Origin of the sequence: Erwinia magellanica (assembly GCF_039023495.1) — a bacterium.
Classification (GTDB): domain Bacteria; phylum Pseudomonadota; class Gammaproteobacteria; order Enterobacterales; family Enterobacteriaceae; genus Erwinia.
The window spans coordinates 93771-113141 of record NZ_JBCHVC010000007.1 but is presented as its reverse complement, the minus strand read 5'-3'; the positions used below and the strand labels follow the sequence as shown (position 1 = coordinate 113141).

The window sequence follows — 19371 nt, the reverse complement described above, 5'->3', positions numbered from 1 at the left end:
TCTCGCATAAGGCTAAGCGTCAGGCCAGGAGACGACTGACCAGAGTTGTGCGTGGATAAGCAAAAAAGATCACTGTGCGACCTGACCCGCCTGCATCGTCTGCTGAACGTTTTTATCGCCCGCAGTGGCGGAGAGCGTACCCTTTACCGTGGGTTTTAACGGCGCACCGGCAGCCAGGTTTCCCTGAATATTCAGCTGAAGCTCGCCTTCACCCTCCAGCGGCAGCGTTGGCCATCCCCATTCATGCAGGAGGTTAACCGGAACCTGCCGCCCGTTCATCGTCAACGAGAGCGCGCGCTGCGGCTGTTGAGACAGCGTTGCCAGGCTCTCTACCATACCGTTTTTCGTAAAGGCGCTCATTTCAGTGACGTTGATCCTGCTGCTGTCAGCGTTCAGCGCAATCGACGGATGGCGCAGATCAACACGGTTGAAGGTTGCCTCTGCGGCATTGAGGTTCAGGCTGCCAGACCAGATACCCCACTGATGATCCCGCGCCATCAACAGATTGCTGCCGTTACCATCCAGGGAGGTCATCTGGAAGGGGAAGGAGGGGTTAATATCAATAATCAGGTTACGGTTAGCGGCAAATTTGGTGATTTCCACGCTCTCCAGCCAGCCTGGCAGCTTTGCCATCCAGTGTTCGCGCCAGTTTTGCGGCAGGGTATATTCCAGGCCAGCCACCGCCAGTTCATCAAGCGTCAGCTTTTTATCACTGCGCGTCCAGTGACCGGCTGTACGGATCAGGCCATTGACCCAACGGGAACTGAACTGCGAGAGCGCCACACCCTCAGGGGAAAAGGTCATATTGACGATAGGATCGTTCAGCTCCAGGCTGCCGTTAACAAAAGTGGTGGCATTCATGGACAGCGAGCCGTCTTCACTCTGCCACCCCCCGTCGCGCAGGGTAATATTCTTCAGCGCCATATCGAGATCGGTCACTGCCCAGTCTGTGCCCTCCAGACGGGCATCCGTTATGTCGATACGATCAAAATGCACAGAGGGCAGCGCGAACAGCGGATTAAGAAAATCGCTAAGCGTTTTGTCCGTTTGCAGGCGAATGCTGTTCAGCCGCAAGCTGGGAACCTGCCAGTTCCCCTGCGCATCGCGCTGGGCGCTGGCCGTGATGGAACCCAGTGCGGCATCGGCACCGATATTATTCATCACCAGTTGATGTTGGCTGATGCGGCCCTGGATCAGGACGTTGGTGGCGGGGATGCCGTTAATTTCCAGCGAACCTGCACTCATCTGGAAGCTGGCATCGCTGCCGATGAGATCGCCAGCCTGCGGTTTCCACGGCACAATCCCGCCATCCACCCGCTTTGCAGAGACCGCTATGCCGCTGTCAGGGCTGTTTACCGCCATCTGATTAAGCTGCAAACGATCTGCCTGAACCGGCAGTGAAGCCCCCTGGTTTGCGAGATCCAGCCTACCTTTCTCCACCGTAATGCTGGCGAAATGAAGCGGCTGGGTAAACTGGGCGCTACTCAGGTTCAGACCCACTCGCTGCGCTGTCAGCAGGGCAGGCTGCGTTTTCCGGCCAAAGGAGACATTGTCCAGAAGCAGAAGATCGGGGTTGGAAAAATTATGCTCAAGTTTGCTTAACGTCAGCTGGTAACCGGTGTTCTCACTGACGGTGCGGCTTATCCAGCCGGCTCCCCACTGGGTTTGCAACACCACATACAGCGCCACTACGGCCAGCAGCAGTATAAGCAAAATGGTCAGCAGAATTTTTCCGATTACTTTCATGGCATCTGTCCCTGTGAACATCGGGTAAAAGGTTGTTATGCCTGATTTATCATCGAAGCTCAACTTTCACAACAGCAGAGGGCCAGAAGACCCTCTGCGAATCACCACAGGATGACACAAGAGGGGATTACTTTTCCTGAGGAAAGAGCAGATTCAGAATGATGGCAGTGATCCCGCCCGCGGCAATACCGGAAGAGAGTAAGGTTTTCAGCCAGTCAGGAGCGAATTGCAGGATCAAAGGCTGTTGCGAAACGCCCAGACCCACCGCGAGCGACAGCGCCATAATCATGATGGCACGGCGATTCAGCGGTTCACGAGAAACAATACGAACGCCCGATGCGGCTATTGTACCAAACATCACCAGGGTGGCACCGCCCAGCACTGGCTCTGGAATATGCTGCACAAAGCCGCTTACCGCCGGGAACAAGCCCAGCACTATCAGCATCAGGGCCACGACAAAGCCTACGTAGCGACTGGCGACACCCGTCAGCTGGATCACGCCGTTGTTCTGGCCAAAGCAGGAGTTAGGGAAGGTGTTAAAGAGGGCAGAGACAAAGGAATTCAGCCCGTTTGCCAGCACGCCGCCTTTCAGTCGCTTCATATACAACGGCCCGCTGACAGGCTGCTCTGAGACATCTGAGGTCGCCGTGATATCCCCAATGGTTTCCAGAGAGGTCACCATAAAGACCAGCATCAGCGGGATCAGCAGGTTCCAGTCAATACCCAGCCCGTAATAGAAGGGCGTTGGCAGCGTAATCATCGCCTGATTAACCGGCGTGGTATTCTCCGGCAGCATGCCCAGCGCCCAGGCCAGCAGATAACCCACCGCCATTGCAATCACCAGTGAGGCGACGCGCAGATAGGGGTTACGCTGACGATTTAACAGCACAATCACCAGCAGCACCGCGCCCGCCAGCATCAGGTTTTTGGGGGCGCCAAAGGTGTGGTTGCTCATCGCCGCGAAGCCGCCGCCAATAGAGGTTAATCCAACCTGAATCAGCGACAGCCCGATAATCATTACCACAATGCCAGAGACCAGCGGGGTAATGACCCGGCGAGCCAGATGCAGGAAGCGGGAGAGGATCATCTCGGTGCAGGAGGCCAGCATCAGCGTGCCAAACAGCGTTGCCATCATCACCGGCACATCCGCTCCGCCATTTTTCAGTGCCATGCCGCCCATAATCAGCGGTGTTACAAAGTTAAAACTGGTTCCCTGAATTGACAGCAAGCCGGATCCGACCGGCCCCCAGGTTTTGATCTGTAGCAGTGAAGCCACACCTGAAGCAAACAGCGACATACTGATGATGTGCTGCGTATCCTGAGCGGGAAGGCCCAGAGCTTGCGAAATGAGTAAGGCAGGGGTGATCACCGCCACAAACATCGCCAGCAGATGCTGACAGGCGGCAAAAAGCGTCTGGGGGAGCGGCGGGCGGTCCTCCAGTCGGTAAATCAGCTCACTGTTGGCTGCATGGGAAGTGCTACGGCTGGCTTCAGGGATATTGGCAGACATCTTCTGGGTTCTCTGACGAACAAAGTGGCGATTTTAATCGTAAGCGGGTCAAAAGCAAACGTTTGCTGGCGAGAAAATAGAAGGATCAACGGCGTAAGCCAGCGAAACGCTGAGCTTTTCACTAAGCTATACCCTCACAGGAATATTTGGTGGGAGAGAGTGAGATGCAGGTATTTATTATTGGTGCAACGGGAGGCGTGGGCAGCCATTTAAGAAAGCGTCTGGTTCAGGCGGGCCATCAGGTAAAGGGAAGCTGTCGACGTGACGCGCAGGCTGATGAACTCAGGGCAGATGGCGTAACGCCCGTTAATCTTGACCTGATGACCACCAGCAGCGAAAAGCTGGCCGAGGCGATGAGGGGCTGCGACACCGTCGTGTTCACCGCAGGCGCTGCCGGAGCAGGCATCGAATTAACCGACGGCATTGATGGGCGGGGCTGCAAATTTGCTGCTGAAGCGGCCAGGCTGGCAGGCATCAAACGCTTCCTGTTGGTCTCTGCGTTTCCGGAAGCGGGGCGCGCTAAAAAGATCTCCCCCACCTTTGAGCACTATATGCAGGTGAAAAAGCAGGCCGATGTGATGTTGGCGGCTACCGCGCTGGAGTGGGTTATCCTGCGTCCGGGCACGCTGGTGAACGAGCCGGGCACCGGTAAAGTGCGGATCGGGCTGGCTATTCCTTATGGCACAGTGCCAAGAGAGGACGTTGCTGCTGTATTACACAGCCTGGTGGAGCAGCCTGAAGTAAAACGGGTCATTCTTGAGCTGACTACGGGCGAGCAGCCGGTGAATGACGCTGTTGGTGAGATAAAGAGATATAGCGGTCAGTAAATAAAGCGGCGCAGCGGCTGTAATGGCCGCTCTACCCGGAGATAATAACAAATGCCCGGAGCGGCAGATAACGCGCTATCAGGCGTTAGTGTAGCGCTGAGTCTCTGGTAGCCAGCGCTCGATCAGGGCCTGAGCCTGTTCGGGGTAATGCTGGTGGATATGCCGCGCCACCCGCTGTACTTCCGGGATCATCGCGCCATCACGCAGCAGATCCGCCACTTTGAACTCCGCATTACCGGTCTGTCGGGTGCCCAACAGTTCGCCCGGCCCGCGGATCTCCAAATCACATTGCGCAATGACAAAACCGTCGTTGCTGTCGCGCAAAACCTGCAACCGCTTTTGCGCCGTTTTGCTCAGCGGCGCCTTATACAACAGCACACAGTGAGAAGCCACCGACCCACGGCCCACGCGTCCGCGAAGCTGGTGCAGCTGCGCCAGACCCAGCCGTTCCGGATTTTCGATAATCATCAGGCTGGCATTGGGGACATCTACCCCGACTTCAATCACCGTGGTGGCAATCAGCAGATGAATATCGCCCTGCTTAAACGCCTGCATTACCGCCTGCTTCTCTGAAGGCTTCATCCGGCCATGCACCAGACCCACCTGTAGCTCCGGCAGTGCCAGCTTCAGCTCTTCCCACGTTGCTTCTGCCGCCTGCGCTTCCAGCTGCTCAGACTCCTCAATCAGGGTACAAACCCAGTAAGCCTGGCGTCCTTCATCGCTGCAAGCGCTTTTCACCCTGGCAATAATATCCGGCCTGCGGGTATCTGGAATCGCTACGGTGGTCACCGGCGTTCGGCCTGGCGGCAACTCGTCAATAGTCGACGTATCAAGATCGGCATAGGCGGTCATCGCCAGCGTTCGGGGGATTGGCGTTGCCGTCATAATCAGCTGATGCGGATGGAAGCCCTGCTCTTCGCCCTTTTCCCAGAGTGCCAGACGCTGATGAACGCCAAACCGGTGCTGTTCATCGATAATCACCAGCGCTAAGCCGTTGAACTGCACCTGCTCCTGGAAAATAGCGTGGGTCCCTACGATCATCGAGACCTGGCCGCTGGCAATCGCCTCCTGTTGCGCCAGGCGTGCCTTCCCCTTCTGCTTACCGGCCAGCCAGCCTACCTCAATGTCGAGCGGCGCAAACCACTGGCGGAAGTTGTTGGCATGCTGCTCAGCAAGCAGCTCGGTAGGGGCCATCAGGGCAACCTGTTTGCCATACGCAATGACATTCAACGCGGTGAGCGCGGCCACCAGCGTTTTTCCTGACCCGACGTCACCCTGTACCAGACGCATCATCGGGTAGTCATGGGCCAGATCCTCTTCAATTTCCCGCACCACCCGCACCTGCGCAGCCGTGGGTTTGAAGGGCAGAGCAGCCAACAGTTTGTCGCTCAGCGCATGTCTGGCAGGCATTGGCAGGGCATGGTAACGCTGAGCGCCAGCGCGAACGGCCAGCATGCTGAGGTTATGCGCCAGCAGCTCTTCCATAATCAGACGCCGCTGTGCCGGATGTCTGCCGCTCTCCAGATCGGCCAGCGCCATATCCGGCGGCGGACGATGCAGCGTGCGCAGTGCCTCTTTCAGCGTAATCATGCCCTGACTCAGTTCAGGGGGCAGTAACTCGGCAATGGCGCAGGTATCCAGCAGCGTCAGCGCCTGATCGGTGAGGTTACGCAGCGTGGCCTGGCGAATACCTTCGGTGGTGGAGTAAACTGGCGTCAGCGTCTCCTGTAGCTCTACGCCGCCGCTTTCGCCCTGTACGCGGTATTCCGGATGAATAATTTCGGCCCCGCGCTGGCCGCGTTTTATCTCGCCATAAGCGGTCACGCGGCGGCCTGGTGCCAGGCTGTTTTTCATACCGGCAGTGAAATTAAAGAAGCGCAGGGTAAGGATGCCGGTGCCATCGCTGATCTGACAGGTGAGCATACGACGCCGGCCAAAGCTGATGTCGCTATGCAGCACTTCACCTTCTACAGTGGCATAAATGGCGGGAAGCAGATCGTTAATGGCGTAGAGCTGGGTACGGTCTTCATAGCGTAGCGGCAGATGAAGGAGTAAATCCTGCACGGTGACCAGCCCCAGCTTCGCCAGCTTACCTGCCTGGCTGGCGCCAACGCCGGTAAGCGAGTTTAGCGGGACGGCATCCAGCAGTCGGCCGCTCATTTTTTGCGTACCGAAGCTTGCATGGTTGCCCACCAGTCGGGATCGGCAACTACTTCGCCCACCTCATTAATTTCCGGATAGGGCAGGCCTTTGTGCTTTGCCACTCTTGCCAGCACCGGATAACCCCCCTCAAACAGTAGACGCTGCTGTTCGTGGTACGCCAGCGTGCTCTGCTGCCGTTGATACATTCCGGCGTTTTGCCGTTGCCGTTGTGCTTCATAAAGGATCAGGGCGGAGGCAACCGAAACGTTGAGCGACTGCACCATACCGATCATCGGAATAATAATATCCCGATCGGCAAGAGCCAGCGCTTCCTGAGTGATGCCTGTCTTTTCCTGGCCCATCAGAATGCAGGTGGGGCGGGTGTAATCAACTTCGCGAAAATCGACGGCTTTATCTGAAAGGTGTGTGGCAAGGATCTGCATGCCCTGGCCTTTGAGGTGGCCAACGGCTTCAGCGATGGTGCGGTGAGTTTTCACCTGCACCCAGCTGTTACTGCCCGCAGCGGAGGAGACCATGGTACGCATGCGGCTGCCAGGCCAGACGGCATGGACTTCATGCACGCCAACCGCGTCCGCCGTGCGGATCACGGCAGAAACGTTATGGGGCTTATGGACCTGCTCCATACAGACGGTCAGGTCGTGCTGACGGGCGGCCAGCATCTCCAGGATGCGGGCATAGCGTTGAGCATTCATGCATTAATTTCGGTTACGATGAACTTTAATCACGTCCGGCATTACGCGAATTTTACGCATAATATTCGCCAGGTGGACGCGATCGCGTGCCGTCAGACGGATAAAGGCGCTGTAGACGCGGCCATCTTTTTCTTCCGTATTCAGGCTCTGAATATTGGAGCCGGCGGTGTTAATTGCCGCCGTCAGGTTCGCCAGCGCACCCTGATGGTTAAACATATCCACCTTGATTTCCGCCACAAACTCATGCTCGGTAACCGTATCCCACTCCACGGCCATATATTTCTCTGGCTCTTTCTGATAGCCACGAATATTACGGCAGGATTCATGGTGCACGACCAGACCTTTGCCAGGGCTGACGTGGGCGACAATCGGGTCACCTGGGATCGGACGGCAGCATTTGGCAAAGGTAATCAGGACGCCATCGGCACCTTTGATTGGCAGCTTGCTGCGCGAAGGCGTGGTCGGCGTCTGCGAAGCCGCAGCAGAGTGTTCGCTATGTTGCAGGTTTTTCGCTACCACCACGCTCATGGCATTGCCCAGGCCAATTTCAGCCAGCAGGTCATCCAGCGTGGCCAGCTTCATTCTTTCCAGCTCGTGCTGAATATTCTCTGGCGGGATTTCGGCCAGCTTACGGCTTCCCCCCAGCGCGTGGTTCAGCAGACGGCGCCCAAGGCTGACAGAGTCGTCGCGCTTGAGGTTTTTCAGCAGCTGGCGAATCTTCGCACGGGCTTTGGAACTCACCACAAAGTTAAGCCAGGCTGCGTTCGGACGCGCGCCAGGTGCAGTGATGATCTCCACGGTTTGCCCGCTGGTCAGCGGCTGAGAAAGGGGATAAGGCTGGCGATCGACGCGCGCGCCCACGCAGGCATGACCGATATCGGTGTGCACGGCATAGGCGAAGTCGACAGGTGTCGCGCCGGCAGGAAGTTCGACGATGCGTCCTTCCGGGGTAAAAACGTAAATCTCATCCGGGAACAGATCGGATTTGACGCTTTCGATAAATTCAAAGGAGCTACCGGCACTCTGCTGCAACTCAAGCAGGCTCTGTAGCCAGCGCTGGGCGCGAATTTGTGCGGTCGTGCCGCTTTCGCCCTGCTCTTTATAAGCCCAGTGCGCGGCCACGCCCATCTCTGCCATCTGATCCATATCTTCGGTACGGATCTGCACTTCAACCGGCACACCGTGCGGGCCGATCATTGAGGTATGCAGGGATTGATAGCCGTTAGCTTTGGGAATGGCGATATAGTCTTTCACCCGTCCCGGACGAGGTTTGTAGAGGCTGTGCATCTGCCCCAGAACCCGGTAACAGGTATCGAAGTCACTGACAATCACCCGGAAAGCGTAGATATCCATGATGGAATGGAAACGCTGCTCTTTCAGGTGCATTTTGCAGTAAATCGAATAGAGGTGCTTTTCCCGACCACTGACCCGGCAGGGGATGCCCGCTTCCTGCAAACGACCGTCAATTTCAGAGAGGATTTTCTGGATCATCTCTTTACGGTTGCCGCGGGCCGCCTTGACCACTTCTTTGATCACGCGGTAGCGGTTTGGGTAGAGCGCTTCAAACCCCAACTCTTCCAGTTCAGTTTTCAGGTGATGAATACCGAGCCGGTGGGCGAGAGGGCTGTAAATTTCCAGCGTTTCTAACGCAATACGTCGCTTTTTGTCCGGACGAAGTGCACCCAGCGTTCGCATGTTGTGTGTGCGGTCAGCCAGTTTGATCAGAATGACGCGGATATCCTGCACCATCGCCATGATCATTTTGCGGAAGTTTTCCGCCTGCGCTTCTTTTTTATCGCGGAACTTCAGCTTATCAAGCTTAGAAACCCCTTCTACCAGTTCAGCCACGGTCCGGCCAAAAAGCTGTTCCATGTCCTGGTAGGTGGCGGGGGTATCTTCGATTACGTCGTGCAAAAGCGCGGCCATGAGAGTTTCATGGTCGAGCTTCATTTCAGCCAGGATGCAGGCAACGGCAACGGGGTGGGTGATATAAGGCTCACCGCTGGAGCGCGTCTGTCCCTCGTGAGCATCACGTGCGACAAGGTAAGCTTGCTTGAGGCGTTTGATTTGCTCCTCAGGCAAGTATTTTTCAATCAGCTGATTGAGACTTTCGAACAGATACAAGGGCAACCTGCAGGCTGGTGATTAACGACGACCTTCAGCGATAGCGGTAACGGCCTGCAATTCAGCGGCTTCCTGCTCATGCTGTTCCTGGCGATCACGCACGTCCAGAATCTGGTTGGTGATCAAACCTTCTTCAATTTCGCGCAGGGCGATCACGGTAGATTTGTCGTTCTCTTCCGGAACCAGCGGATCTTTACCGCCTACCTGCATCTGACGAGCGCGACGAGCCGCGACCAGCACCAGGTCAAAACGGTTACCAATTTTTTCTACTGCGTCCTGTACGGTTACGCGTGCCATAAGTGTGATACTCCACGGGTGACGAAATGACTGGGCATCATACTGAGTTGTCCTCAGTCTGCCAATAGTTTGCTGATTAATGCATCATGACGGGATTTTTGACGCCCCATACGCAGACGCTCAGCGCGAATGATGGTTTTTAAATCTGACAGCGCCAGGTCAAAATCATCATTCACAATCAGGTAATCATACTCTGCAAAGTGGCTCATCTCGGCGACGGCCTGAGCCATACGTCGGGCAATCACCTCTTCGCTGTCCTGGCCGCGGCCACGCAGGCGGCGATCCAGTTCATCTTTCGATGGCGGCAGCACAAAAATACTGCGCGCGTGCGGCATCTTCTGCCGAATCTGTTGTGCGCCCTGCCAGTCAATATCCAGGAAGACATCTACGCCAGTCGACAGCACCTGCTCGATCGCTTTACGCGAGGTTCCATAATAGTTGCCAAATACCTCCGCGTGCTCAAGAAAAGCCTCTTCCTTAATCATGCTGCGGAATTCGTCATGAGAGACGAAAAAGTAATGTTCGCCATGGTTTTCGCCTGGGCGCATTCCCCTGGTGGTATGGGAAATGGAAACCTGAGTATCGTACAGCGGTTGCGTTTTCAGTAACGCGTGAATCAAGCTGGATTTTCCCGCCCCGCTGGGAGCAGAAACAATAAAAAGTGTGCCTTGAGCCATGATTATCTTGATATGCCAATAAAGCGGAGTCTACTTCCTGCACAGTATACACGGCTGACGCCCTCTATGCAGCGTTTCAGGCAGGAAGCGAGCTAATTTCTCAGATTTTGGAAAGTACGTCGCGGTACTTATGCATCGTTTCATGGTAGGGAAATTCATTTTTCCTTTTCTGTTCCATCTCTGATTGTTGCCTCTCGCCAGTTCTGGCGCTTCTTTTTACTCTCCCTGGCACCAGAATAAGGAGCGCAGAAATGAGGATCTTTAAAGCCATACTGATCTTGTATAGTTTCGCCGTGCAGGCTTCCTGCCCGGTCTGGACACCCGCCAGAGCGGCGCTGGAGATGGCTGCGCTGGGTAATCAGCTAAGTGACTGGGATAAGGCGTACTACGCACAGGGAGAGAGCCGGATTACGGACGAACGCTATGACGCCCTGTTAAAAAAGTACCAGGCCTGGCAGCGCTGTTTCAGACCTGAAAGCGCGCTTCGCCAGCCTGAACTGGCGCAAAGCGGCAAAGTGCTTCACCCCATTGCCCATGTCGGTGTGGCAAAAATGGCGAGCAAACAGGCCCTGGCAAACTGGATGGCGGGAAAAACCGATCTCTGGGTGCAGCCTAAAGTGGACGGCGTAGCCGTGACGCTGCATTACCAGCAGGGAAAACTACACAGCGTTATTAGCCGCGGCAATGGCGTGCAGGGTGAAGACTGGACGGAGAAAGCGCGTTCAATCCCTGCGATTCCGCAGTCGGTTCCCGATCGGTCCGGTTCACTTACTCTACAGGGAGAGCTTTATCTGAAGATGAACGATCATCAGCAGGCTGCTCAGGGAGGAATGAACGCCCGCGCTGTGGTGGCCGGTGCAATGCGCAAGCTTAAGGCCACCGCAACGTTGAAAAATTTCGGCATCTTCATCTGGGCCTGGCCGGATGGACCCCGCTCTTTCTCACAGCGATTAGCCTGGCTTGGCAAAGCGGGCTTTCCCGTTATGGCCAGGTGGAGTAAACAGGTTAACAATGCGGACGAGGTAGAGGGCTGGCGAGAGCGTTGGTTCACCCAGCCGTTACCTTTTGTCACGGATGGGGTGGTCATACACAGTAATCCCATTAAAGGCGAGTACTGGCAACCAGGGGATAATACCTGGTCTGTCGCCTGGAAGTATCCCCCAGCTACCGTGACCACCGAAGTCCGTTCTGTGGAATTCCCCATTGGACGAACAGGGAAAATAAGCGCTGTGCTTAATCTTGTTCCCGTAAGACTGGATGATAAGCAGGTCAGCCGCGTTAACGTCGGATCGTTAAGCCGCTGGCAGAAGGCGGATATAGTCGCCGGAGATCAGGTGGCAATCAGCCTGGCGGGCCAGGGCATCCCCCGGCTGGATGAGGTGATTTGGCGGGTAGCAGAGCGAACAACACCTGCCATCCCTGATACTACAGCTTTTCATACACTGAGCTGTCTGGCCTGGACGCCTGCGTGCCGTGAACAGTTTCTCGCACGCCTTGTCTGGCTAAGCGGTAAATCAGGGCTGAATATGAGCGGCGTAAACAGAAGCAGCTGGCTGCGGCTGATGCTGTCAGGCCAGCTTTCACACCTTTTCTCATGGCTGACGCTGACTCAGGAACAGCTTGCTCAGGTGGCGGGAATGACCCCACAGCGAGCCGCTCAGCTTTATCACCAGTTTTCACTCAGCCGCCAGCAACCTTTTAAGCGCTGGGTGAGGGCGTTGGGTCTCCCTCTGCCTGAAAAGGCGCTTAACACCATTCAGGATGATAACTGGCAAAAACTGCTTTCACGCAGCCTGACAGAGTGGCAGCAGTTACCGGATATGGGCATGCGGCGTGCCGATCGACTGGTAAAGTTTCTTCATCACCCTGACACAGAGGCTTTAATCGCCTTCTTGCGGGAGAGAGGAATTTGCCCTTAATGCTCTGCATGTGGGTAATTGAAAATGGGCAGCCCCAGCTTGAAGCGCAGCGCCAGCAGACGGGCAATAAACCCAAACAGCAGCGTGGCAGTGATGACGAATTCATGGGAAAGCGGGGTTTTTAACAGCAGGATATATATCCAGCCGGAGGCAAAAGCGATACCCGCATACAGCTCTTTCTGGAAAACCAGCGGGATGCGATTGCAGAACATATCCCGCAGCACACCGCCAAAAACGCCAGTGATCACGGCGCAGATAGCGGCAATGAGCGGGGCATGGCCCATATCCAGCGCTACTTTGGTCCCGATAATAGAAAATACCACCAGACCCAGGGCGTCCAGCACCAGAAAAACTTTACGCAGGTGCGGCATCAGGTGGGCCAGCTGGGTGGTAAGCACGGCGGCAGCGGCCACAATCATGATGTATTCGGGATGCTGAACCCAGCCAAGCGGATAGTGGCCCAGCAGCATGTCGCGCACCGAACCGCCGCCAATAGCAGTCACTGAGGCGATAATGATAACGCCAAACATATCCATTTTACGGCGTCCCGCCGCCAGGGCGCCGGTCATCGCTTCCGCCGTAATACCGATGATATAGAGAACAGTGAGTAACATAGCCAGCTCCAGAATAATCGGCGGCAAGCCTGAAGGATTAACGGCAAGTTGACGATTGAATTTTTTTAAGGTGCGCCTGTAGAATTAGTTTATTTAATCCGATTTAAAAGATGACAGCCAGTGTTCTGTTTCAACTACATGAATAATATGTTTTTAAAATTTATCTCAGCTGAGAATGGATTAGGGAGAAGAGTTCTTTAGCCGTAAAAATCATCATGCAGGTGCGGTGACTACTTTACGTCAGTTCTCCTGGTCCGGCGATGAAAAAGGAGAAAGGAAAATGATGGCAGGAGAGATTTTTAAACAGCTGGCAAGAGGGCTTCATCCTGAAACTGGTGAGCTGTTGCCGCCAGAGTCGGTAGTTCATGCCCCGGCAGCCATCAGGCTGCTCTATGAGCTGGCGGAGGAGTTCTCTCACGAGCGGTTTTCTGGGATAAAGCGAAAGGAAAAGGTCAAGTTGACGCCAGAACAACGGCGTGAGAAAAACCGCGCGGAAGGTAAGCCGGCCAATGCTTATCTGCCCTGGAGCGAAGAGGAGAAAATCCGCCTGGGCGAACTTTTTCAGCGTGGTGATGACATTACCGCTTTGAGTAAGCAGTTTGAGCGCTCAACCCGTTCTGTTGCGCTTATGCTTGAAAAAATGGCGTTGATTACTGCCGAAGAAGCAGCAGCCTACGATTGATGTTACCGGCCCGCCAGCTTTAGCGGCGGGCCGGGGAACTGCAAAAGGGGGGCAAAAGGGGATCAGTTCTTTTTCACAAACTCAGACTTCAGCTTCATTGGACCAAAGCCGTCAATTTTGCAGTCGATATTGTGATCACCTTCAACCAGGCGAATGCTCTTAACCTTTGTGCCAATTTTCAGCGGCGTTGAGCTGCCTTTCACTTTCAGGTCTTTGATGACGGTGACGCTGTCGCCATCGGCCAGCAGATTGCCGTTGGCATCTTTCACCACCAGCGAATCATCTGCCGTGGCATCAGCGCCTTCAGCCCAGACGTGACCACACTCAGGGCAATTGAAGAGCGCACCATCCTGCCAGGTATATTCAGAGTGGCACTTCGGGCACGGAGGAAGGGTTTGCATAGTAAGCCTCATTAAAACCATAAAAAAACAGGGGGCATTCTAGCCTGACACCTCCGGGATGCCTACAATAAAAAACCCGCCAGAGGGCGGGTTATGCATGCAGGAGCGAGAATGTCGTTGCCTGTGAAGTTACTCGATGTGGCGCTATTCATTGAGTGTTGGTAGCTAAGTCTTGTGGTTATTGAGTTTCTTATAATTCGAATTATGATTTTGTTCACGGGAAAACCGAAAGCTTACCGGTTTTGTGTATTTTTTATGCCTGCTAAACTCTCGCCATTTTTATGTACAGGTTATGTAACCCTGTCGCTTATGTCTTCTTGCGTGAGGAAAAGCTAAACGAATTTTTCCACTTTTCACTAAAGGAACGAGTTGTTTTTCTCGTAAATTTTGTGGGGTTCGCGACATAAGTTTAGAAATGATACTAAGGGGCATGTAATGACCGGTGCATAGAGTAAGGATAATTTCATCCATAGCGTCATTTGACAGGCGTTTTTTTTCCCTTGCTAAGGATGATGTAGCTTCAAGTTGCTGCCTTAATGCTGGGGAAAGGCAATCAAGGTTGTCGATGTAAGGATAAGGTAGTTTTGCAGTAATAAAGCGTCCTAATACGTCTCGTTCTTGTTCGTTATCGGTGGCCAGTTCGTCGTTATCCGTGATCAAATCGCCGTTATCCGTGATCAAATCGCTGTTATCCGTGATGATTTGGTTTTTATGAGGGGAAGGAACATCTGTTGATAACGGATTTACGCCAAAAACCTCTTCCGGAGATGGGAGTTCTTGTCCTGGTAATGTATATGATTTATTCCTTTTTTCTCCATGTGGAATCAAGAAACCACTACTGACAAGGCGAGGAAGTGCAAGAGTAACCTCACGTGAATGCAAGCTGGTTAATTGGCAGGCTCTTTCATGGTCTATCCATTTTTCTACGGCAGCGGTGATGACGATACTGCGTTCAAGTTCGCTGAGATGATCAACCTTATCTCCAAATTTAGAATGAAGAAGGTCGGCAATTTCTTCTGATACAAGATTACCAATCGAAAGTTCAAGTAGTGTTTGCTCCGGCTCCGTCTTTTCATACAGCCGAGGAATACGCCAGTTAGCCCACTGCCAACCGCTAAATATTTTTGGAATACCTGAACCTGAGCGTTCACCAGCGCCGATAATCAAAAACATTTGATGCATAAGACGATTACGGCAATCACTTTCATAACCTTTTATCGCTTGCTCTGGAGGGACTCGCATGAGTCCTGGGTTGCGAAAACCAAATAAATCAGGCCGTTTCACGACCATTATAGAAATGCGTCCCGTATAGTCCGCATGTACCAACGTGTTAACCAGTGCCTCACGTAAAGCTGTATGTATTTGAGTATCATCCTGCCTAATACCTTCTTTGAGTTCAAAAGGTACTTTTAGGTCAGCTATTAATTTTCGGTACGTTCGCCTGTAGAAATCAAATACGTTACCCGACCAGGTGCCATCGGGGCACAGGCGGTCGACCCAGCGTCTTTCTGTCCTGGCTTCGGGGCGTTCCTGATAGTCTACGAAATAGTTCGGAGCCACGTCTTGTATGGCTTCCCATGTTCCAAACATGAGAATGCCTGCCAAGGTCATACCTTCTATACCTGTTTGGCGATCTTTTCTATACCCGCCAACACTGCGTAAAAAAGCAAAATTATCTAGTTCTAAAGCTGGATGTACAGGGTTCGAGGCAAATAAGAGATTGCGGTAGGCCAGAAGGCTTTCCAGGTTGATATCGTTCATGTCGAAGTTCTGAACAATGCGGTTATCACGGCTCTCCTCAACCTGTTCTGCCATCATTCTGCGAACTTGTTCCTCCGAACAACGATGATCGCCATCATGTATTCTGAACCATGTCTCCGCCATTGGTTGGTTGTTTAAATAAACTGGCTTTTGTTCGCGCCTTGCAACCGGTATCTCAATGACAAGAATATCCTTGTTTTCTAACCTGATTGTTTGAACTGAACGCTCAGTAAGAAGGTTAACATTTACCTTTTTCTTACTGCTGACAAGGTCGAAAAGCTGTTTTTTGACAGTATTGATATCCGATATACCCGCAACAGTGAACTCACCTTTTTTCTCCCGAATGCCTAAAACAACATACCCACCACGACAATTTGCCATGGAACTATACGTTGGCCAGAAGTCATCAGGTAACTTACCCTTCCCATCTTTCCCTTGAGCTAACTTGAACTCTAACTCTGAGGTTTCAGATAGCGTACGTAGGTCTGTTAGATCAGAAATCTGGAACACTGTGCCTCCATGGGAATTCTGTGGGTATAAATATGCCATATCTTACCCTCATTTAAGTGATAAGAAAGCGCAAGGAAGAGCGTTAAGACTCTAACTAGCCATATAACTGTATGTTCAATCAGGTATTTAATGAGTTGATAAGCGAAAATATTGAGGGGGGTTAGTTGTAATCCGTTATGAAGTGAACCTTATCCGTTATCAACGATTTCTATCCGTTATGAAGCTGGTGTTTAGCACTGAAAAGCCAACTTCATAGCCGTAGTTTCTATTCAGACCTAACAGGAGAACACTGCGCTACCGGTCGCCAACTGATACGGCTGAACATTAAAATCTGCATACATTCAGGCTGCGTCAAAGATCGCAACTCCACCAGCAGCAAAATCTTATCAAACGTTAACATTTTTCAAATGGTTAGGGGAGGGGCACCTGAATCTTACTATCTGAGCGCCTGGTGGCTTCGTTCGCCCTGCTTCACTGCGTTCGTGTTGCCAGTGGGGCACGTCCAACCCCCTAACTGTTATAAAGCGTTAAAGTTCGTCAGGTTGACACTTTCTGCGCAAAAAGCGGATCATTTGGGATCTGGATTTGCGCGGCTTTTGTCCCGGATTTTTCCTCTCATGCTTTGCCGTGTCTGGCTTTTTGCGGCGTCAGGAGTAAATTGCGCAGTTTTTTTGCGAATTCACAGCGGGTAGTTCACAGATTATTGGCGTGTCCTGATGCGAACCTACTGGATGTCTGAAACTGCCGGCACGCACGCAGGGAGGCTGTGTTGCTGCATACTTCAATACGTACCCATTCAGCCAGGTTTTCAACAAACCTCAACAGGATGTCGGGTTTTTCTGTTGCTCATTCACTGTGCATATAATCGCCATCGCTTGATGCCGGTCAATTCTGACAGTCCACTGACGTGTACATTTAAAAGGTTTATTCACCGGAAAGGGAGTTCAGGTTATGGCGATACCCGTTTATCTGTGGCTTTACGATGAAGAAGATAAGTTGGTCAGGGGTGGCGTAGACGTTAAAGGGCGTGAGGGCAGCATTGAGCTGGTGGGCATGCAGCATGATGTGTTTATACCCACTGACGATTTGATGGGGGCAGCGACCGCAACGCGCCAGCATGAGGCATATACATTCGAAAAGGAGATTGACCGCTCATCGCCTCTGCTTTACCACGCACTGACAACCGGCAGAACACTGACAAAAGCCATCTTCAGGTATTACCGCATTAACCATAACGGTATGGAAGATGAATATTTCAATGCCGCGCTGGAGAACGTGAAAATATGCCACATTGTGCCAATCATGTTTGATATGAAGGATATGGACTTCGAAAAACACGGACATATTGAGCACGTTGGCATGCGCTACGAAAAAATTACATGGAGCTATGTTGACGGCAACATCCAGCACACCGACAGCTGGAAAGAGCGCAAAACTGCATAAGGAAATCACTATGGCACACTGGACATATAAGCAAAGCACTGGCGAACTTTTCAGAGACGGCAAATTTATCGAGAAGGGGTATTCCGGCATTTTAACCAACAAAAATAATCCCGATCGGGAACAGGTCAGAGGAATGGGTCCTATTCCTCGTGGAACGTGGAGAATTGGCAGCACCGGAACGAGCAAAGGGCCACTGACCATCACCCTGAACCATGTAAGCGGTAATGCCTACAAGCGTGATATGACCACATTTCGAATGCATGGGGAAAAAGTCCATGGTGTCCCGGGCTTCGCATCGGAAGGGTGCATAATCATGTACCCCCATACACGCCTGATGGTGAGTAAGGACCGCGGGGCGTTGCTGGAAGTCATCCGATGAGGAGATTACTTGCAGTTACGCTAATTATGCCTGCTGTCGTGTTTGCAGCAGTTACGCCTGAATCAGCGACCAGGGAACCTCTTTCCGCTTCTGATTGGAATTACATTGCCCAAAAAGTAGCATCTGGGCAAAAAGACTGGCTGTCTGTAGTACCCTCTCTGGCACCAAAGGCTGATCAAGAGCAAGCTGATCAACTTGAAGATGCTTTAGCGACTGCGCTCCCTACCAATACGAAAAACGTATTATCCGTATTGCATGAGATTGATCATACGAAGAATTCCAAAGTGGGTGGTACTGATATTGTTTGCGTGATGAAGGTGGTGAAATCCGGCAAGGAAGCTGATGTATATTATGCTGATACCCGACTCGCATTGCTGGATGATCCCAATGGGGCAAAATGTCTCTGGAATCTTGAAGGCGTATGGGAAGAGGCAAAACAATATCAAAATAAATCTAAATAGGTTGATGACCGTGGCGACTTAATTTGTTTTCCTACGGAGCCAATTGTGAAAGCCCGTTGCGACCAGCGGGCTATTTTCTTCGGCAGCTCATTTTCCCTTTTTAACGCCAAATTGCCTGAATGCGTCACCCTCTGGCCGGGCAATCCCCATTCTACGCTGAGCGGCTTCAGCGGCCTTTCTGACTTCGTGGATTTCAATGGAAGGTTATGCTCATTAGTGGAATTTTAAACCATTAAAAAAGCCCATTTAACATGGGCTTGTGGGTGTCATTGGCGAGGAGTGGAGATTACTCGATATTCTGGATCTGCTCGCGCATCTGCTCAATCAGCACTTTCAGCTCAATCGCAGAGGTGGTCACTTCGGCATTGATCGATTTTGAAGCCAGGGTGTTCGACTCGCGATTGAACTCCTGCATCATAAAGTCGAGACGGCGGCCAACGGCTTCCTTCTTCTTCAGGATGTTATAGGTCTCTTTCACGTGCGCTTCCAGACGGTCCAGCTCTTCGGCCACATCCACGCGCTGAGCCAGCATAATCAGCTCCTGCTCTACGCGGTTACTGTCCAGCTGCACCTGTGCATCTTCCAGCTTGCTTACCAGCCGCTCACGCTGCCATTTCAGCACGTCCGGCATTTGCGCCCGGACTTTCACCACTTCATTTGTCACGCCTTCCAGACGCTGCTCAATCAGCGCCTTCAGAGCGGTACCTTCCGTTTCACGGGAGGTGATAAAGTCATCCAGCGCCAGATCCAACGATTTCAGCAGCTCAGCAGAGATAGCATCCAGATCCTGTTCTTCTGCGGACATCACACCAGGCCAGCGCAGGATATCAACCGGATTGATCTCCCCTTCATCGCTCTGCATTTTGACCCAGTTCGCGGCCTGCACCAGCTGGACAGCCAGCTTCTCATTCAGCACCAGCGAGCTTTGCGCACGTGGGTCAGCGTCAAAGCGCAGGTTACATTCAATTTTGCCGCGCGTCAGACGATTACGAATACGCTCACGGATAACAGGCTCAAGGCCACGAAACTGCTCCGGCAGGCGGATATAGGTTTCTAAATAGCGCTGGTTGACGGAACGAAGCTCCCAGGCTGCGCTGCCCCATTCGCCTTTGGTTTCGCGCCGGGCGTAGGCGGTCATACTGCGGATCATGTTCTGTACCCATTT

At 52.8% G+C, this 19371-nt stretch carries 17 protein-coding genes; 6 read left to right on the top strand and 11 right to left on the bottom strand.

All coding sequences use genetic code 11. The features are described from left to right. Positions 1-69 precede the first annotated feature (69 nt). Together AAH450_RS19920 and AAH450_RS19915 are read right to left on the bottom strand one after the other, a co-directional pair. Complete coding sequence (locus AAH450_RS19920; RefSeq protein ID WP_342911756.1) at positions 70-1746, bottom strand: AsmA family protein; 1677 nt, start codon at positions 1744-1746, stop codon at positions 70-72. A gap of 127 nt (positions 1747-1873) precedes the next feature. Then, positions 1874-3256 (bottom strand): nucleobase:cation symporter-2 family protein, encoded by a 1383-nt coding sequence (locus AAH450_RS19915; RefSeq protein ID WP_342911755.1) that lies wholly within the window; start codon positions 3254-3256, stop codon positions 1874-1876. 164 nt (positions 3257-3420) lie between these two features. On the opposite strand from AAH450_RS19915, the gene AAH450_RS19910 reads away from it, so the two are divergent. Continuing rightward, positions 3421-4083, top strand: a complete 663-nt coding sequence (locus tag AAH450_RS19910; RefSeq protein ID WP_342911754.1) for an SDR family oxidoreductase — start codon at positions 3421-3423, stop codon at positions 4081-4083. A gap of 78 nt (positions 4084-4161) precedes the next feature. On the opposite strand, the gene recG is transcribed toward AAH450_RS19910, so the two are convergent. The 5 genes from recG to gmk are packed head-to-tail and all read right to left on the bottom strand — an operon-like array spanning position 4162 to position 10036. Continuing rightward, complete coding sequence (recG, locus tag AAH450_RS19905; RefSeq protein ID WP_342911753.1) at positions 4162-6243, bottom strand: ATP-dependent DNA helicase RecG; 2082 nt, start codon at positions 6241-6243, stop codon at positions 4162-4164. Next, on the bottom strand, positions 6240-6938 hold the full coding sequence (gene trmH / locus AAH450_RS19900; RefSeq protein WP_342911752.1) for a tRNA (guanosine(18)-2'-O)-methyltransferase TrmH: 699 nt from the start codon (positions 6936-6938) through the stop codon (positions 6240-6242). Before trmH ends, recG begins: the two co-directional genes overlap by 4 nt. Before the next feature lie 3 nt (positions 6939-6941). Further along, a complete protein-coding gene (gene spoT / locus AAH450_RS19895; RefSeq protein WP_342911751.1) occupies positions 6942-9062 on the bottom strand; it encodes a bifunctional GTP diphosphokinase/guanosine-3',5'-bis pyrophosphate 3'-pyrophosphohydrolase in 2121 nt (706 codons plus the stop codon). Positions 9063-9083: 21 nt separating this feature from the next. Beyond that, positions 9084-9359 carry a DNA-directed RNA polymerase subunit omega gene (rpoZ, locus tag AAH450_RS19890; RefSeq protein ID WP_004154766.1) on the bottom strand — a complete coding sequence of 92 codons (276 nt, stop codon included), beginning with the start codon at positions 9357-9359 and terminating at the stop codon, positions 9084-9086. 53 nt (positions 9360-9412) lie between these two features. Then, complete coding sequence (gene gmk / locus AAH450_RS19885; RefSeq protein ID WP_342911750.1) at positions 9413-10036, bottom strand: guanylate kinase; 624 nt, start codon at positions 10034-10036, stop codon at positions 9413-9415. Positions 10037-10287: 251 nt separating this feature from the next. Here gmk and ligB point away from each other — a divergent pair, with 251 nt between their 5' ends. Beyond that, positions 10288-11955 (top strand): NAD-dependent DNA ligase LigB, encoded by a 1668-nt coding sequence (gene ligB / locus AAH450_RS19880; RefSeq protein ID WP_342911749.1) that lies wholly within the window; start codon positions 10288-10290, stop codon positions 11953-11955. Here ligB and AAH450_RS19875 read toward each other — a convergent pair. After that, positions 11952-12569, bottom strand: coding sequence for a trimeric intracellular cation channel family protein (locus AAH450_RS19875; RefSeq protein WP_318791804.1), 618 nt, complete (start codon positions 12567-12569; stop codon positions 11952-11954). The two genes, ligB and AAH450_RS19875, sit on opposite strands and share 4 nt — an antisense overlap. A gap of 226 nt (positions 12570-12795) precedes the next feature. On the opposite strand from AAH450_RS19875, the gene AAH450_RS19870 reads away from it, so the two are divergent. Continuing rightward, a complete protein-coding gene (locus AAH450_RS19870; protein ID WP_342911748.1) occupies positions 12796-13251 on the top strand; it encodes a hypothetical protein in 456 nt (151 codons plus the stop codon). A 62-nt stretch (positions 13252-13313) separates the two neighbouring features. Here AAH450_RS19870 and AAH450_RS19865 read toward each other — a convergent pair whose 3' ends face one another. Continuing rightward, positions 13314-13652: a zinc ribbon domain-containing protein YjdM gene (locus AAH450_RS19865; protein WP_342911747.1), complete on the bottom strand. Its 339-nt coding sequence runs from the start codon at positions 13650-13652 to the stop codon at positions 13314-13316. A 279-nt stretch (positions 13653-13931) separates the two neighbouring features. Continuing rightward, positions 13932-15923 carry an RNA-binding domain-containing protein gene (locus AAH450_RS19860; protein ID WP_342911746.1) on the bottom strand — a complete coding sequence of 664 codons (1992 nt, stop codon included), beginning with the start codon at positions 15921-15923 and terminating at the stop codon, positions 13932-13934. 951 nt (positions 15924-16874) lie between these two features. On the opposite strand from AAH450_RS19860, the gene AAH450_RS19855 reads away from it, so the two are divergent. The 3 genes from AAH450_RS19855 to AAH450_RS19845 are packed head-to-tail and all read left to right on the top strand — an operon-like array spanning position 16875 to position 18206. Continuing rightward, positions 16875-17366 carry an Hcp family type VI secretion system effector gene (locus AAH450_RS19855; protein ID WP_342911745.1) on the top strand — a complete coding sequence of 164 codons (492 nt, stop codon included), beginning with the start codon at positions 16875-16877 and terminating at the stop codon, positions 17364-17366. Positions 17367-17376: 10 nt separating this feature from the next. Next, positions 17377-17745, top strand: coding sequence for a DUF2778 domain-containing protein (locus AAH450_RS19850; RefSeq protein ID WP_342911744.1), 369 nt, complete (start codon positions 17377-17379; stop codon positions 17743-17745). Beyond that, positions 17742-18206, top strand: a complete 465-nt coding sequence (locus AAH450_RS19845) for a hypothetical protein (RefSeq protein WP_342911743.1) — start codon at positions 17742-17744, stop codon at positions 18204-18206. The genes AAH450_RS19850 and AAH450_RS19845 overlap by 4 nt, the downstream gene beginning before the upstream one ends. Positions 18207-18492: 286 nt before the next feature. Here the strand turns inward: AAH450_RS19845 and AAH450_RS19840 are convergent, their stop codons facing one another. Beyond that, complete coding sequence (locus tag AAH450_RS19840) at positions 18493-19356, bottom strand: YicC/YloC family endoribonuclease (RefSeq protein ID WP_342911742.1); 864 nt, start codon at positions 19354-19356, stop codon at positions 18493-18495. Positions 19357-19371 lie beyond the last annotated feature (15 nt).

Coding starts and splice junctions, on each gene's coding strand:
- AAH450_RS19920 (WP_342911756.1), bottom strand. CDS start 1,746: ATGAAAGTAATCGGAAAAATTCTGCTGACCATTTTGCTTATACTGCTG.
- AAH450_RS19915 (WP_342911755.1), bottom strand. CDS start 3,256: ATGTCTGCCAATATCCCTGAAGCCAGCCGTAGCACTTCCCATGCAGCC.
- AAH450_RS19910 (WP_342911754.1), top strand. CDS start 3,421: ATGCAGGTATTTATTATTGGTGCAACGGGAGGCGTGGGCAGCCATTTA.
- recG (WP_342911753.1), bottom strand. CDS start 6,243: ATGAGCGGCCGACTGCTGGATGCCGTCCCGCTAAACTCGCTTACCGGC.
- trmH (WP_342911752.1), bottom strand. CDS start 6,938: ATGAATGCTCAACGCTATGCCCGCATCCTGGAGATGCTGGCCGCCCGT.
- rpoZ (WP_004154766.1), bottom strand. CDS start 9,359: ATGGCACGCGTAACCGTACAGGACGCAGTAGAAAAAATTGGTAACCGT.
- gmk (WP_342911750.1), bottom strand. CDS start 10,036: ATGGCTCAAGGCACACTTTTTATTGTTTCTGCTCCCAGCGGGGCGGGA.
- ligB (WP_342911749.1), top strand. CDS start 10,288: ATGAGGATCTTTAAAGCCATACTGATCTTGTATAGTTTCGCCGTGCAG.
- AAH450_RS19875 (WP_318791804.1), bottom strand. CDS start 12,569: ATGTTACTCACTGTTCTCTATATCATCGGTATTACGGCGGAAGCGATG.
- AAH450_RS19865 (WP_342911747.1), bottom strand. CDS start 13,652: ATGCAAACCCTTCCTCCGTGCCCGAAGTGCCACTCTGAATATACCTGG.
- AAH450_RS19855 (WP_342911745.1), top strand. CDS start 16,875: ATGGCGATACCCGTTTATCTGTGGCTTTACGATGAAGAAGATAAGTTG.
- AAH450_RS19850 (WP_342911744.1), top strand. CDS start 17,377: ATGGCACACTGGACATATAAGCAAAGCACTGGCGAACTTTTCAGAGAC.
- AAH450_RS19845 (WP_342911743.1), top strand. CDS start 17,742: ATGAGGAGATTACTTGCAGTTACGCTAATTATGCCTGCTGTCGTGTTT.
- AAH450_RS19840 (WP_342911742.1), bottom strand. CDS start 19,356: ATGATCCGCAGTATGACCGCCTACGCCCGGCGCGAAACCAAAGGCGAA.